Below are 15349 nucleotides of genomic sequence, written 5' to 3'. Positions count from 1 at the left end.
AGATAAAGAAATTTCCCTAATCACGCAAACCAGGCCTTGATGGGGGTGCGGCACGACCCCTTCGTGCCGCACGCATCAAGCTCTCCAAAGAATGGGCTGATGGCAAGGGAGTGGCCCATGGATCATCATCAGACATTGCAGGCACATCTAGCGGCGCAGGGTGCCGACGCCGATTGTGCCGCGGTCATCGAGGCTCTGGCCGAGGCGGCGCGCGAGCTCGCGCGGCAGATCGCTATCGCGCCGCTGTCCGGCGTCGACGAAGGCGCCGCCACCGTGAACGCCGACGGCGACGTCCAGAAGGCGCTCGACATCGTCGCCGACAATCTGATGCGGGATGCGCTGCGCCGGGCTCCTGTCGCCGGCATCCTGTCCGAAGAGGTCGATCGGCCGGAAACGGTCAACGCTGCTGCTCCACTTTGCGTGGCGATCGACCCGCTCGACGGCTCCTCGAACCTGCAGAACAACATCTCGGTCGGCACCATCTTCTCGATCCGGCCGCGCGGCCGCGACGTGCTCTCCAGCTTCTTCGAGCCCGGCACCGCGCAGCGTGCCGCCGGCTTTTTCGTCTACGGACCGCAGACCTGCCTGGTGCTCGCGATCGACCGCCGCGTCGATCTCTACGTCCTGCATCCGACCTTGCACGAGTTCATGCTCGCCAAGTCCGGAATCCGCATCCCGCAGGATACGCCGGAGTTCGCCATCAACGCCTCGAACCGCCGGCACTGGAGCGGGACGGTGCGCAACTATGTCGACGAATGCCTGGCGGGCGCCGCGGGCCCGCGCGGCCGCGACTTCAACATGCGTTGGATCGCCTCGCTGGTCGCCGAGGCCTATCGCATCCTGATGCGCGGCGGCGTGTTCCTCTATCCGGCCGACTCCCGCCCCGGCTATCGTGAGGGCCGGCTGCGGCTGGTCTACGAGGCGCATCCGATGGCGCTGATCATGGAATGGGCCGGCGGCTCGGCCTCGAGCGGCCGTTCGCGCATTCTCGAACTGTCGGCGCGCTCGCCGCATCAGCGCGCGCCGCTGATCATGGGCGACGTTCGCCTTGTCCGCGACGTCGACCAGCTGCATGAGGGTGTCGAGCCGCTGTTCGAAACCAGCGATGCGCCCCTGTTCGCGCGGCGCGGCCTGTTCCGCTGAGCCAGCCTGCCGAACGCGCCTTCCGGAGAAAAGTCATGTCACGTCGTCATCCCATCATCTCGATCACGGGCTCATCGGGCGCCGGCACCACGTCGGTCAAGAAGACCTTCGAGAACATTTTCCGCCGCGAGAACGTCAAGGCGGCCTATATCGAGGGCGATGCCTTCCATCGCTACAATCGCGAGGAGATGCGCCGCAAGATGGTCGAAGAGGCCGAGCGCGGCAACAAGCACTTCAGCCATTTCAGCCCCGACACCAACCTGTTCGAGGAGCTCGAGAAGACCTTCCGCGACTACTCCGAGACCGGCACGGGCATGACGCGCCACTACGTCCATGACGAGGAGGAGGCGCGGCTCTACGACACAAGGCCCGGCAACTTCACCGACTGGACGCGGCTGCCGGAAGAGTCCGATCTTCTGTTCTACGAAGGCCTGCATGGCGCTGTCGTCACCGAGACGGTCAACATTGCCCAGCATGCGGACCTCAAGATCGGTGTTGTTCCGGTCATCAATCTCGAATGGATCCAGAAGCTGCACCGCGACCGTGCCTCGCGCGGCTATACCACCGAGGCGGTCACCGACACGATCCTGCGGCGCATGCCGGACTATGTGAACTACATCATTCCGCAATTCTCCGAGACCGACATCAACTTCCAGCGGGTGCCGACCGTCGATACGTCGAATCCCTTCATCGCGCGCTGGATTCCCACACCCGACGAATCGATGGTCGTCATCCGTCTGAAGAATCCGCGCGGCATCGACTTTCCTTATCTGCTCTCGATGATCCAGGGCAGCTTCATGTCGCGCGCGAATTCGATCGTGATCCATGGTTCCAGGCTCGATCTCGCCATGCAGCTCATTCTCACCCCCATGATCATGCAACTGATGGACCGAAAGAGGCGCACGCTATGACCGCCACCGCCGTGCAGACGCTGGCCCCCAAGACTGATAGCAAGACCGATATCAAGGCCGATCCCAGCCATGCGGAGATGGCGAATGCCATCCGCTTCCTCGCGATCGACGCCGTCGAAAAGGCGAAGTCGGGCCACCCCGGCATGCCGATGGGCATGGCCGATGTCGCCACTGTGCTGTATCAGCGCTTCCTGAAGTTCGATCCCGCCGATCCGGCCTGGCCCGATCGCGACCGGTTCGTGCTGTCGGCCGGACACGGCTCGATGCTGCTTTATGCGCTGCTGCATCTGACCGGCTATGAGGCGGTCACGATCGCTGAGCTGAAGAAGTTCCGGCAATGGGGCGCCAAGACGCCCGGGCATCCGGAGTATGGCCACACGCCGGGCGTCGAGACCACGACCGGTCCGCTCGGGCAGGGCATCGCGACGGCGGTCGGCATGGCGCTCGCCGAGCGCCTGATGAACGCGCGCTATGGCGACGATTTGGTCGATCACTACACCTACGTGATCGCCGGCGACGGCTGCCTGATGGAGGGCATCAGCCATGAGGCGATCTCGCTCGCGGGTCATCTCAAGCTGAATCGTTTGATCGTGCTGTTCGACGACAACGGCATCTCGATCGACGGCTCGACCGGGCTGGCGTGCTCCGATGATCAGCTCGCGCGCTTTGCCGCCTCTGGCTGGGCGACCTGCCGCATCGACGGCCATGATCCGGAAGCGATTGCCACGGCGATCGCAGCGGCGCGGCAGAGCGATCGTCCCAGCATGATCGCGTGCCGGACGACGATCGGCTTCGGCTCACCCGGACGGCAGGGCTCGGAGAAGGCGCATGGCGCGCCGCTCGGGCCGGAGGAGGTCGAGAAGACCCGCGCGGCACTGCACTGGCCCCACCGCCCGTTCGAGGTGCCGGCCGACGTGCTGGTGAGCTGGCGCGAGATCGGCGCGCGCGGCCGCAGCGTGCGCCAGGCCTGGAAGGAGCGTGCGCGCAAGCTGTGCACCGCGGACCGGTCGCCCTGCCACGACGCGCTGAACAAGAAGCTTCCGGCCACCTATACCGAGCGCATGGCGCAGTTCATCGCGCAGCTCACCGCCGAGCGGCCGAAGATCGCCACCCGACAGGCCTCGCAGAACGTCATCGATGTCATTGCGACGGTGCTGCCCAATCTGCTCGGTGGCTCGGCGGATCTCACTCACTCCAACCTCACGAAGGCAAAAACGCACAAGTCCGTCACGCCCGCGACCATGGACGGCAACTACATCCACTATGGCGTGCGCGAGCATGCGATGGCCGCGGCCATGAACGGCATCGCGCTGCATGGCGGCTTCATTCCCTATGGCGGCACCTTCCTCGCGTTCGCCGACTACAGCCGGCCGGCGATTCGCCTGGCCGCGCTGATGGGCATCCGCGTCATCCACGTCATGACCCACGATTCCATCGGCCTCGGCGAGGACGGCCCGACGCATCAGCCGGTCGAGCATGTCGCGAGCTTGCGCGCCATTCCGAACCTCCTGGTATTCCGCCCGGCCGACGCGGTCGAGACGGCGGAAGCCTGGGATTGCGCGCTGCGTGCGGAGACCTCGCCGTCAGTGCTGTGCCTGTCGCGGCAGGCGCTGCCGGCGTTCCGCACCGAGGCATCGGATCACAACAAGGTAGCGCTCGGCGCTTACGTGGTCATCGAGCCCGAGGCCGGTCGCGACGTGACTTTGATTGCGACCGGCTCGGAGGTGGCCATCGCGCTGGAGGCGGCCAAGCTGCTGGCGGCCGAAGGCGTCCAGGCGGCGGTGGTGTCGGCGCCGTGCTTCGAATTGTTCCGCAAGCAGGCGGCAGAGTATCGCGCCGAGGTGCTCGGCCATGCGCCACGCATCGGGGTCGAAGCTGCGATCGAGGGCGACTGGGCGCGCTGGCTCGGTGATGCCGGCGAGTTCGTCGGCATGCAGGGCTTTGGTGCCTCGGCGCCGGCCGAGGTGCTGTACCGCGAATTCGGCATCACGCCTGCGGCGGTCGCCGATGCGGCCATGCGCAACATCATCCGGGCGCGGGCTTCCTGAGCCGCGTCACAGAACAGAACATCGAAACAGGGACGGAGATCAACATGGCGCGGATCACGCTCAGACAATTGCTGGACCATGCTGCCGAGCGCGGCTATGGCGTGCCGGCTTTCAACATCAACAACATGGAGCAGGGGCTCGCGATCATGGAGGCGGCCGCGGCGGTCGACGCCCCCGTGATCATCCAGGCCTCGCGTGGCGCGCGCTCCTATGCCGGCGACATCATGCTGGCGAAGATGATCGACGCGCTGGAGGAGATGTATCCGCAGATTCCGCTCTGCCTGCACCAGGACCACGGCAACGACGAGGCGACCTGCGCCACCGCGATCAAGTACGGCTTCACCTCTGTCATGATGGACGGATCGCTCAAGGCCGACGCCAAGACCGCGGCTGACTACGACTACAATGTCGACATCACCCGCCGTGTCACTGACATGGCGCATTGGGTCGGTGCCTCGGTCGAGGGCGAGCTCGGCGTGCTCGGCTCGCTCGAGCATGGCGGCGGCGAGCAGGAGGATGGTCACGGCCTCGAGGGCAAGGTCAGCCGCGACCAGCTGCTGACCGATCCCGACCAGGCGGTCGACTTCGTCCGCGCCACCAAGGTCGATGCGCTCGCGATCGCGATGGGCACCTCGCACGGCGCCTACAAGTTTTCGCGCAAGCCGGACGGCGAGATCCTCGCCATGAATGTGATCGAGGAGATCCATCGCCGGCTGCCGAACACGCATCTGGTGATGCACGGCTCGTCCTCGGTGCCCCAGGCGCTGCAGGACATGTTCAATCAGTTCGGCGGCGAGATGCCGCAGACCTGGGGCGTCCCGGTCGAGGAGATCGTGCGCGGCATCCGCCACGGCGTCCGCAAGGTCAACATCGACACCGACTGCCGGCTGGCGATGACCGCGATCTTCCGCAAGGTCGGCGCGTCGTCGAAGGTCGAGTTCGATCCGCGCAAGTTCCTGAAGCCGGCGATGGATTCGATGCGCGAGTTGTGCCGCGAGCGGTTCGAGCAGTTCGGCGCTGCCGGCAATGCATCCAGGATCAAGGTCATTCCGCTCGCCGAAATGGCCAAGCGCTACCGCTCCGGCGCACTCGATCCGCGAGTTGGGGGAATGACTGAAGCTGCCTGACATCCACGGCCATAACGAACATTCAGGAGGAACACATGAACGACCCATCGATCACGGTGCGCGGCAAGGATCGCTACAAGTCCGGCGTCATGGAATACAAGCGCATGGGCTATTGGGAGCCGTCCTATCAGCCAAAGGACACCGACGTGATCGCGCTGTTCCGCGTCACGCCGCAGGACGGTGTCGATCCGACCGAGGCCTGCGCCGCGGTCGCCGGCGAATCCTCGACCGCGACCTGGACCGTGGTGTGGACCGACCGGCTGACGGCGGCCGAGAAGTACCGCGCCAAATGCTACCGCGTCGAGCCGGTGCCGGGCTCGCCCGGCAGCTACTTCGCCTATATCGCCTATGACCTCGATCTGTTCGAGCCGGGCTCGATCTCCAACCTGACGGCGTCGATCATCGGCAACGTGTTCGGCTTCAAGCCGCTGAAGGCGCTGCGGCTGGAGGACATGCGGCTGCCGGTTGCCTATGTTAAGACGTTCCAGGGACCGGCGACCGGCATCGTCGTCGAGCGCGAGCGGCTCGACAAGTTCGGCCGGCCGCTGCTGGGCGCCACCGTCAAGCCGAAGCTCGGCCTGTCCGGCCGCAACTACGGCCGCGTCGTCTACGAGGCGCTGAAGGGCGGGCTCGACTTCACCAAGGACGACGAGAACATCAACTCGCAGCCGTTCATGCATTGGCGCGAGCGCTTCCTGTACTGCATGGAGGCGGTCAACAAGGCGCAGGCGGCCACCGGTGAGATGAAGGGGACTTATCTCAACATTACCGCAGCGACCATGGAAGACATGTATGAGCGCGCCGAGTTCGCCAAGGAGCTCGGGTCATGCGTTGTCATGATCGACCTCGTGATCGGCTACACCGCGATCCAGTCGATGGCGAAGTGGGCCCGCCGGAACGACATGATCCTGCATCTGCATCGCGCCGGACACTCGACCTACACGCGGCAGCGCGCGCACGGCGTGTCGTTCCGCGTCATCGCCAAGTGGATGCGGCTCGCCGGTGTCGACCACATCCATGCCGGCACCGTGGTCGGCAAGCTCGAGGGCGACCCGAACACCACACGCGGCTACTACGACATCTGCCGCGAGGACTTCAATCCGATGCGGCTGGAGCATGGCGTGTTCTTCGACCAGAACTGGGCGAGCCTGAACAAGCTGATGCCGGTGGCCTCGGGCGGCATCCATGCCGGCCAGATGCACCAGCTGCTTGACCTGCTCGGCGAGGACGTCGTGCTGCAGTTCGGCGGCGGCACCATCGGCCATCCGCGCGGCATCGCCGCCGGTGCGACCGCCAACCGCGTCGCGCTGGAGGCGATGATCCTCGCCCGCAACGAGGGCCGCGACTACGTGCATGAGGGCCCGGAGATCCTGGCCAAGGCGGCGCAGACCTGCACGCCGCTGCGCGAGGCGCTGGAGATCTGGAAGGACGTCACCTTCAACTACGAATCGACCGACTCGCCGGACTTCGTGCCGACCGTCACTCCCGCCGCCTAGTCATTATTCGATGCGCCGCCGCGACGCGGGCCGGAGCCCGCTCGCCCGCATCAGCCACATCAGGAGACATCAACATGCGCGTGACCCAAGGCTGCTTTTCCTTCCTACCCGATCTGACCGACGCGCAGATCACGGCCCAGATCCAGTATTGCCTCGAGAAGAATTGGGCGGTGAACATCGAGTTCACCGACGATCCGCATCCCCGCAACACCTATTGGGAGATGTGGGGCCTGCCGATGTTCGACCTGCGTGACGCCGCCGGGATCATGCGCGAGCTGGCCGAATGCCGGAAGATCTATGGCGACCGCTACATCCGCATCTCGGCCTTCGACTCCACCCACGGCTGGGAGTCGACCCGGCTGTCCTTCATCGTCAACCGGCCGCAGAACGAGCCGGGCTTCCGGCTCGACCGGCAGGAAACCGTCGGGCGCAATCAGCGTTATTCGACGCGGTCCTACGCGGCCGAGCGCCCCGAAGGCCAGCGTTACTGATCCCTGGCGGGCGGAGGTCGCTGCTGCGCCTGCAGGTCTGCAGCGTGGCAGGGATCTCCGCCCGGAGCGGCCATATCACCTTCTATTTGCCGTTGCTTCGTTGCTGCCAGGTTCGAACGCACGGCGATCTGATGCGAGCGTCCCGAACGGAGCACGAGCGGATGATGCAGGCCACGCAGGCGGACACCACCCAGGCGACGCCGGTCGATACCGTCGACCTGCGCCGCGAGTTCGAGAGCGTCGATATTGCGCCCGTGCTGGAGCAGCTCGACCGCGAGCTGGTCGGGCTCGCGCCGGTCAAGACGCGGATCCGCGAGATCGCCTCGCTGCTGATGATGGAGCGGATCCGCCGCAAGATGGGGCTGGCGACGACGTTTCCGACCCTGCACATGTCGTTCACCGGCAATCCCGGCACCGGCAAGACCACGGTCGCGCTGCGCATGGCGGGGATCCTGCACCGGCTCGGCTTCGTCCGTCGCGGCCATGTCATCAGCGTCACCCGCGACGATCTCGTCGGCCAATATATCGGCCACACCGCGCCGAAGACCAAGGAGGTGCTGAAGAAGGCGATGGGGGGCGTCCTGTTCATTGACGAGGCCTACTATCTCTACCGTCCTGAGAACGAGCGCGACTATGGCCAGGAGTCGATCGAGATCCTGCTGCAGATCATGGAGTCGCAGCGCGAGGACCTCGTGGTCATTCTTGCCGGCTATGCCGACCGGATGGAGAAGTTCTTCCAGAGCAATCCCGGCTTCCGCTCGCGCATCGCCCACCACATCGACTTCCCCGACTATTCGGAATCCGAGCTGCTGACGATCTCCGAGATGATGCTGGAGGGGCAGAATTACCGCTTCACCCCGGAGGCCCGCGCCGCTTTCGAGAAGTACATCGCCGTCCGGCGCACCCAATCCTTGTTCTCGAACGCGCGCTCGATCCGCAACGCGCTGGATCGGATCCGCCTGCGCCAGGCCAACCGGCTGGTGTCGCGGCTCGACCGCGTGCTGACGTCCGATGACGTGATGTCGATCGAAGCCAGCGACGTGCTGGCGAGTCGCGTGTTCGCCAAGGGCGCCGACGCGGGCGACGGCAGAGCGGAGGCGCAATCATGAGTCTCGCTTTGGTGATGAACGCGCCGCTCGACGATCTCAGGCGCCGCATCGCCGACGCCGGCGCGCTGATCTTCGATGTCGACGGCACCATGGCCGAGACCGAGGAGATCCATCGCGAGGCCTTCAACGAGGCGTTTGTCGCGGTCGGCATCGACTGGCACTGGGGCCGCCGCATCTACAAGGAGCTGCTGCGCGTCGCCGGCGGCAAGGAGCGCATTCGCGCCTTCGACCAGATGCGGCGCACGGGGCCGCCGCTGAGCGACGCCGTCATTGCCCGGCTTCATCGCATCAAGACGGAGCGGTTTGCCGCGCTGATGGCCGACAAGGGATGCCCATTGCGCCCGGGCGTTCAAGCATTGCTGGGGGCTGCCTCGGCACGCGGGCAGCGGCTCGCGATCGCGACGACGACCACGCGCGCCAATATCGATGCCCTGCTGGCGCCCGTGTTGGGCGTGGATTGGGAGGCAGGATTTGCCGCCGTCGTGGCGGCCGACGATGTCGCGCGCAAGAAGCCTGCGCCCGATGTCTACCTGGAGGTCCTGTCGCAGCTCGATCTACCGGCGGCCAGTTGCATCGCGATCGAGGACTCCGGTAACGGGTTGATGGCTGCGACCCGCGCCGGCGTTCCCGTGCTGATCACGCGCAGCCTCTACTTTCATGACGACACGTTCGACGGTGCGCTCGCTGTGCTCGACGACCTCGTGCTTGTTGCCTGAGGTATTTTGAGGTGTCTGTGTTGATGCATTGCCGATTATGTACGCCATCATGCGCATAGCCGCGTGGCGTAGTCGTTCTATTGCCGTCTCGACAAGAACGTGTAATCCCTTAACGATATGTCTTCATGTCGAGTCGAGGTCGTTGAGTATGGCCCGCACGCAGGCCAAATTGAAACGTACGGACGTTGCACGCACGGAAGCGTTTCGCGGTCGGGTGGGACGGCCGCCGAAGGCGCTGGCTGGAAACATCGAGGAACGTATTCTGGACGCTGCGCGCGCGGTGTTTCTCGAGCGCGGCTTTGACGGCGCGAGCATCGACGAGATCGCCGAACGCGCGCCCGCCAGCAAGCCGACGATTTATGCCCGATACACCGGCAAGGCCGCCTTGTTTGCCGCCGTCGTCGAGCACTCCATCAACGACGTGATGAATCTCGGGGCCTACACGCCGGTCGCCGGCACTGCACAGGAAAAGCTGGTTGGACTTGCCATCGCCATCGTCGATCGCGCGCTGAAGGAATCGCTCGGATTGTTACGGGTCACGATCGGGGAGGCCTACCGGTTTCCCGATCTCAGTTGTCAGTTTCATGACGTCTCGCGTAAGCGCGCCACCCATGCCGTGGCGGTGCTGCTCGCCGAGACGATCAGCGCCTCGGCCACGACCGCCCGCCGCGCGCCGTCGAAGGCGTCGGCTGCCTCCGCCGAGATCTTCATCGACCTGATCGTCATGCCGGTGATCATGCGCTCGCTGATGGGCGAAAGCGAACGGACCATCCGCAGGGAGCTGCCCGGCTTCGTCCGTGACCGGGTCAAGACGTTCCTGGCGCTGCAGCCGAAGGCCTGAGCAGCGCGATCAGCGTCGCCGCAGCAATGACGGTTCGAGCGTCACCTGCTTGAGATCGTTGCCGCTGACGACGACCACGATGAAGGCGAGCTTGCCGTCCTTGTTCATCAGGCCGCCACTGATCGCCCGGCCGGCCGCCGAGCGCTCGGCGATCCGAATCGCATCCGACATCTTGAGCCGGACCGTGGTGAGGGCGGCCAGGCTGTTACGGTCGCTTTCGCTCAGTCCGTCCACGGTCGAGAACAGCACGCTGTTGCGCACCTTTGCCGTGGTGCCGTCGATGTCGGATTCCCAGATCCGTCCGCGCTGCAGGGTTCGGACCTTGTAGACGGGGGCGTCGAGCCCACCCTCGAAGCTGATGTCCGCGGTCTTGGAGCCAGGATGAATCCTTTCGGCGATTCGCAGCGCCTGGTGCAGTGACACCTCCGTCCGCCTGAACTTGTCGAGCTCGCGATCAATCGTCTCCTGGCTCAGCGCCGGATCGGTGGAGGCTTGCGGATCCCCCTCCGTCTGCATGCCGGTCCCGGCGACGGCGTGCGCCAGGGGAGTCCATGACAGCAGGATCAAGGTCAACAGAATGATTCGTTTCATGACGGCCTGCTGTCTCCGATCTCGGTCGGTGCTTGTAGAGCATTCCCTTGGGAAACGGTTGCGATAAAACGAAACTGTATCGTTTTATAATTGTCGGCGGCGCGGTTGTCAAGGTAACGGCGCCGGCGGCGTCTGGATCCAGAAGCGACCCGAGCGCGCGCCGTCATGGCCGAGGGTGTAGAGCGAGCGCATGTAGTCGGTGTCGAAGCCGACGCCTTGGCCCTCGGGGACGGACGGGTCGATCGCCGTCATGTTGAAGGCCAGGCCATTGTGCCGGGCGAACTGATAGGTGGCCGAGAGGTAGCTCCGGATCTCGCGTTTGCTCTTCATGGCCAGCGAGCGGATCGCGATCGCCTTGGCGCTGTTTTCGACCGGCTGGAAATCGGTGGACGTCCGGCCGTTCATGATGATGTAGATGGCGGGCCTCGCTGAGGCCATGCGCCGCGATGATTCGGGCTGCATCAACAGACGGTCCGGAAAGGTGAACACCTGGGTCGAGACACCGCCGTCGACATGCATCTCCTCGATCGGCTTGCCGTCGGAGGAGGCCGCGATCAGCGACGGCGGAAACGCCACGGGAACGCTGGCGGACGCGGTCAGGACCTGCCGGAACAGGTCGAGCGCGCGCGGCGTCCGCGCCGAGGCGATCTCACCCATGTTCCACAACACCGGGCGCCCCGCGTCCAGGTCGGTGGTCACGACGAACAGTCTCCGGCCCTTGGCGTGTTCTCTGGCGATCGCCGCGAGCAGGTCCGGCGTCGTGTAGTGGCTGATCGCGTCGCGGAGCGGCTGCCCATCGAACAGGGATGAGCCGAACACGGCGTTGAGCGCGTTGGGGGAGGCCGCGAACGAGCTGGCGAGCCCGCTCGTATACATCTCCTTCAGCGTCGCATCGTAGGCTGGCCCGAGGAAGGCGAACGGAGCGATCAGGGCACCGGTGCTGACGCCCGAGACGATCGTGAATTCGGGACGAGCGCCGCTTTCGCTCCAGCCGTTGAGAACGCCGGCGCCGAATGCGCCGTCGCCGCCGCCGCCGGACAGCGCAAGATAGGCGAAGGGCTTGCCAGGTTGCGGCTGCGGCTTGAACGCGGCGTTGTCGAAGCTCGCGGCCGGCGCATCGGCCCACATCCGGATCGCGCGAAAGCCGTCGATCGTGGCGCGTTTGGCGTCGTCGGCCGAATAGGCCGCGCGCTGAACGGCGGCACAGCCGCCGAGCAGGAGAGCCAGGCTGCAGAATGCGGCCAGACTCCCTGCCGCTCGGATCCAACGCGATCGCACGTCCCACCCATCCGTTCACTAAACGAAACCGTATAGTATAGTTATTGCGATTTGATCAAGCCCGAAGGCGATCGACGCGTATCCGCGTATCCGCGGATCACGATTGCGGGAGCTGGATCTTGGAACCTGCACGGCAGCCTGGGCCGATCGTCCTGCTGCTCGATCGCAGGCGGCGCTCGGCGCGTTCATCTGCGGCTCACGCGCCGCCGGCTATGATTTTCTTCCATTTCCGATAGGTTGTCGCCGTTTCAACCAGGGGCGGCCGATATTGCCGCGCAGCGGCGTCTGATGTTCCGACAGGGGCACGATGCAGGCCGCATCGGCGGACGCGACCAGAGGAGTCTGAATGATCAACCGGCGGGCCATGATCACCTTCACGTTCACTGCCGCGACGCTGCTCGCAGCCTGCGGCGGCGTTGCGCAGGCGGCGCAGTGCGGCTCGTCGCCGGCGGGGTTCGAGGCGTGGAAGCGCGAATTCAGCGAGGAGGCGAGGGCGAAGGGGGTCGGCGGCACCGCGATCGCCGCGTTGATGCAGACCAACTACGCCTCGGCGACGGTCGCCGCCGATCGCGGCCAGCGCAGCTTCCAGCTCTCGCTCGATCAGTTCCTCGCCAAGCGCGGGGCTGCGGCGATCGTCGCGCGCGGCCGCCAGCTCAAGCAGTCGCAGGCGGCGATGTTCGCCTCGATCGAGCAGCGCTACGGCGTGCCGCCCGGACCCCTGATCGCGATCTGGGGCATGGAAAGCGCGTTTGGCAGCCAGCGCGGCAATCAGCACATGCTGTCGTCGATCGCGACGCTCGCCTATGATTGCCGCCGTCCGGAGTTCTTCACCGACCAGCTCTATGCCGCGCTCAAGCTGATCGACCGCGGCGTGCTCTCGGGCAACACCCGCGGCTCGATGCATGGCGAGGTCGGGCAGACGCAATTCATGCCGAAGAACATCCTCGCTTACGGAGTCGGCAATCTCGACGTCGCCGCCAACGCGCTGGCCTCGACCGCGAACTTCCTGCGCGCCAACGGCTGGAAGGCAGGCGCCGGCTATCAGCCGGGCGAGCCGAACTTCGCCGCCATCGAGGCCTGGAACGCCGCCGGCGTCTATCAGAAGGCGATCGCGCTGATGGGCCGCCAGATCGATGGCGGCGGCTCGGCCGCGGCGCGCTGACAGGCTTGCAACTGGCAAGCATGTTGAAATGAAAGAAGCGGCGCTTCATCACTGAAGCGCCGCTTCTCTTTGGTGTCGGTCAGTCGGCTTGTCGCCTCAGGCCTTCAGCTCGAACCGATCCAGGTTCATCACCTTGGTCCAGGCGGCGACGAAGTCCTTTACGAACTTCTGCTTGGCATCCGAGCTCGCATAGACCTCGGCCAGCGCGCGCAACTGCGAGTGCGAGCCGAAGATCAGGTCGGCGCGGGTGGCCGTCCACTTGATCGCGCCTGACTTGCGCTCGCGGCCCTCGAAGGTGTGCTCGCCCTGATCGACCGGACGCCAGACCACGCCCATGTCGAGCAGGTTGGCGAAGAAGTCGTTCGAGAGCGTTTCGGTCTGCGCCGTGAACACACCATGCTTGGAGCCGTTGGCGTTGGCGCCGAGCACGCGCAGGCCGCCGACCAGCACGGTCATCTCCGGCGCGGTCAAGGTGAGCAGTTGCGCCTTGTCGACCAGCAGCTCCTCGCCCGACAGCCACTGCTGGCCGCTGAGATAGTTGCGGAAGCCGTCATATTTCGGCTCGAGCACCGCGAACGACTCGACGTCGGTCTGCTCCTGCGAGGCATCGGTGCGGCCGGGCACGAACGGCACGGTCACCTCGACGCCGGCCTTCTTGGCCGCCGCTTCGACCCCGGCATTGCCGGCCAGCACGATCAGGTCGGCGAGCGAGATCTTCTTGCCGCCGGAGGCCTGCGCGTTGAACTCCTTCTGGATGCCCTCGAGCGTCGAGAGCACCTTGGCGAGCTCGGCCGGGTTGTTGACCGCCCAGTCCTTCTGCGGAGCGAGACGAATGCGCGCGCCATTGGCGCCGCCGCGCTTGTCCGAGCCGCGGAAGGTCGAGGCCGAGGCCCAGGCCGTCGACGCCAGTTGCGACACCGACAGACCCGAGGCGAGGATCTTCGCCTTGAGCGACGCGACGTCGTTGTCGTCCACGAGCGGATGGTCGACCGGCGGCACCGGATCCTGCCAGATCAGGTCCTCCTTCGGCACCAGCGGGCCGAGGTAGCGCACCTTCGGACCCATGTCGCGATGGGTCAGCTTGAACCAGGCGCGGGCGAAGGCATCGGCGAACTGATCCGGGTTCTCCATGAACCGGCGCGAGATCTTCTCGTAGGCCGGATCGAACCGCAGCGCGAGGTCGGTGGTCAGCATCGACGGCGCGTGGCGCTTGGACTTGTCATGCGCATCCGGCACGGTGTTGGCGCCGGCGCCATGCTTCGGCTTCCACTGGTGCGCGCCGGCCGGGCTCTTGGTCAGCTCCCATTCATAGCCGAACAGATTCCAGAAGAAGTTGTTGCTCCACTTGGTCGGCGTCGTCGTCCAGATCACTTCGAGGCCGGAGGTGATGGTATCGCCGCCCTTGCCGGAGCCGTACTTGCTGGCCCAGCCGAGACCCTGCTGCGCGATGTCGGCGCCTTCCGGCTCGGCCCCGACCAGCGACGCATCACCCGCGCCGTGGGTCTTGCCGAAGGTGTGACCGCCAGCGATCAGCGCCACCGTCTCTTCGTCGTTCATCGCCATGCGGGCGAAGGTCTCGCGGATGTCGCGCGCGGCAGCCAGCGGATCGGGATTGCCGTTCGGGCCTTCCGGGTTGACGTAGATGAGGCCCATCTGCACGGCGGCGAGCGAGCCCGCGAGCTCGCGGTCGCCGCTGTAGCGCTCGTCCGCGAGCCACTTGCCTTCGGGCCCCCAATAGATGTCCTGCTCGGGCTCCCAGGTATCGGCGCGACCACCGCCGAAGCCGAAGGTCTTGAAGCCCATCGATTCCAGCGCGACGTTGCCGGTCAGCACGAACAGGTCGGCCCAGGAGATCTTCTGGCCGTACTTCTGCTTGATCGGCCACAGCAGGCGGCGCGCCTTGTCGAGGTTGGCGTTGTCTGGCCAGCTATTCAGCGGCGCAAAGCGCTGCTGACCAGTGCCGGCGCCGCCACGGCCATCGCCGATGCGATAGGTGCCGGCGGCGTGCCAGGCCATGCGGATGAACAGCGGACCGTAATGGCCGAAATCGGCCGGCCACCATTCCTGCGAATCGGTCATCAGCGCGTGCAGATCCTTGACCAGCGCGTCGAGATCGAGGCTCTTGAATTCCTTGGAGTAATCGAACGCCTCGCCGAGCGGGGCGGACAGGTTCGAGTGCTGATGCAGGACCGACAGATTGAGCTGGTTCGGCCACCAATCCTTGTTCGAAAATCCCTTCAAGCCGCCCGAGAACGGGCACTTGCTGACGTCATCCATGTTTGCCTCCTGACGTGATCGTCATGGTTCCCCCTGGGGTGGGAGCCGGGACCCTACGCGGCTACTTCGATCAGGGGAAATTGAGATTGATGATCGTAACGATAAGATTATCTGATGAATATGGTGTGACGCTGTCCAAACGCATATGGACACGGTGCG

Annotated in this window: 13 protein-coding genes; 10 read left to right on the top strand and 3 right to left on the bottom strand. The window is 65.4% G+C overall.

The features are described 5' to 3' along the window. Positions 1-99 precede the first annotated feature (99 nt). The 9 genes from QW881_RS29440 (at position 100) to QW881_RS29400 (ending at position 9882) form a co-directional block, all read left to right on the top strand. Positions 100-1143 carry a class 1 fructose-bisphosphatase gene (locus tag QW881_RS29440; RefSeq protein WP_315733743.1) on the top strand — a complete coding sequence of 348 codons (1044 nt, stop codon included), beginning with the start codon at positions 100-102 and terminating at the stop codon, positions 1141-1143. Positions 1144-1178: 35 nt separating this feature from the next. Further along, positions 1179-2054, top strand: a complete 876-nt coding sequence (locus tag QW881_RS29435; protein WP_315755204.1) for a phosphoribulokinase — start codon at positions 1179-1181, stop codon at positions 2052-2054. Continuing rightward, a complete protein-coding gene (tkt, locus tag QW881_RS29430) occupies positions 2051-4102 on the top strand; it encodes a transketolase (RefSeq protein WP_315755205.1) in 2052 nt (683 codons plus the stop codon). The genes QW881_RS29435 and tkt overlap by 4 nt, the downstream gene beginning before the upstream one ends. A 44-nt stretch (positions 4103-4146) precedes the next feature. Next, complete coding sequence (fba, locus tag QW881_RS29425; protein WP_315755206.1) at positions 4147-5229, top strand: class II fructose-bisphosphate aldolase; 1083 nt, start codon at positions 4147-4149, stop codon at positions 5227-5229. 35 nt (positions 5230-5264) lie between these two features. Further along, positions 5265-6725 (top strand): form I ribulose bisphosphate carboxylase large subunit, encoded by a 1461-nt coding sequence (locus QW881_RS29420; RefSeq protein WP_315755207.1) that lies wholly within the window; start codon positions 5265-5267, stop codon positions 6723-6725. Between the two features lie 74 nt (positions 6726-6799). Further along, positions 6800-7216, top strand: coding sequence for a ribulose bisphosphate carboxylase small subunit (locus QW881_RS29415; RefSeq protein ID WP_315755208.1), 417 nt, complete (start codon positions 6800-6802; stop codon positions 7214-7216). A 164-nt stretch (positions 7217-7380) separates the two neighbouring features. After that, entirely contained in the window at positions 7381-8325 is a 945-nt protein-coding gene (cbbX, locus tag QW881_RS29410) for a CbbX protein (RefSeq protein WP_315755492.1), read from the top strand. Continuing rightward, positions 8322-9041 (top strand): HAD-IA family hydrolase, encoded by a 720-nt coding sequence (locus tag QW881_RS29405; RefSeq protein WP_315755209.1) that lies wholly within the window; start codon positions 8322-8324, stop codon positions 9039-9041. The genes cbbX and QW881_RS29405 overlap by 4 nt, the downstream gene beginning before the upstream one ends. Positions 9042-9189: 148 nt before the next feature. Then, the gene (locus tag QW881_RS29400) at positions 9190-9882 is read left to right on the top strand and encodes a helix-turn-helix domain-containing protein (RefSeq protein ID WP_315755210.1); all 693 of its coding nucleotides are present in this window, start codon (positions 9190-9192) and stop codon (positions 9880-9882) included. A 9-nt stretch (positions 9883-9891) separates the two neighbouring features. Here QW881_RS29400 and QW881_RS29395 read toward each other — a convergent pair whose 3' ends face one another. Together QW881_RS29395 and QW881_RS29390 are read right to left on the bottom strand one after the other, a co-directional pair. Beyond that, entirely contained in the window at positions 9892-10473 is a 582-nt protein-coding gene (locus QW881_RS29395; RefSeq protein ID WP_316158129.1) for a PepSY domain-containing protein, read from the bottom strand. Positions 10474-10581: 108 nt separating this feature from the next. Next, entirely contained in the window at positions 10582-11751 is a 1170-nt protein-coding gene (locus QW881_RS29390) for a patatin-like phospholipase family protein (protein WP_315755212.1), read from the bottom strand. A gap of 346 nt (positions 11752-12097) precedes the next feature. Between QW881_RS29390 and QW881_RS29385 the strand changes: the two genes are divergently transcribed. Then, entirely contained in the window at positions 12098-12913 is an 816-nt protein-coding gene (locus tag QW881_RS29385; protein ID WP_409998861.1) for a lytic transglycosylase domain-containing protein, read from the top strand. Between the two features lie 96 nt (positions 12914-13009). Here the strand turns inward: QW881_RS29385 and katG are convergent, their stop codons facing one another. After that, positions 13010-15190, bottom strand: coding sequence for a catalase/peroxidase HPI (gene katG, locus QW881_RS29380; protein WP_316158130.1), 2181 nt, complete (start codon positions 15188-15190; stop codon positions 13010-13012). Positions 15191-15349 lie beyond the last annotated feature (159 nt).

This window comes from Bradyrhizobium sp. SZCCHNS3016, from assembly GCF_032484535.1.
In the GTDB taxonomy this organism is placed as follows: Bacteria; Pseudomonadota; Alphaproteobacteria; order Rhizobiales; family Xanthobacteraceae; genus Bradyrhizobium.
Note: the sequence above shows the minus strand (reverse complement) of the source record. Positions and strands in the feature narration are given on the sequence as shown.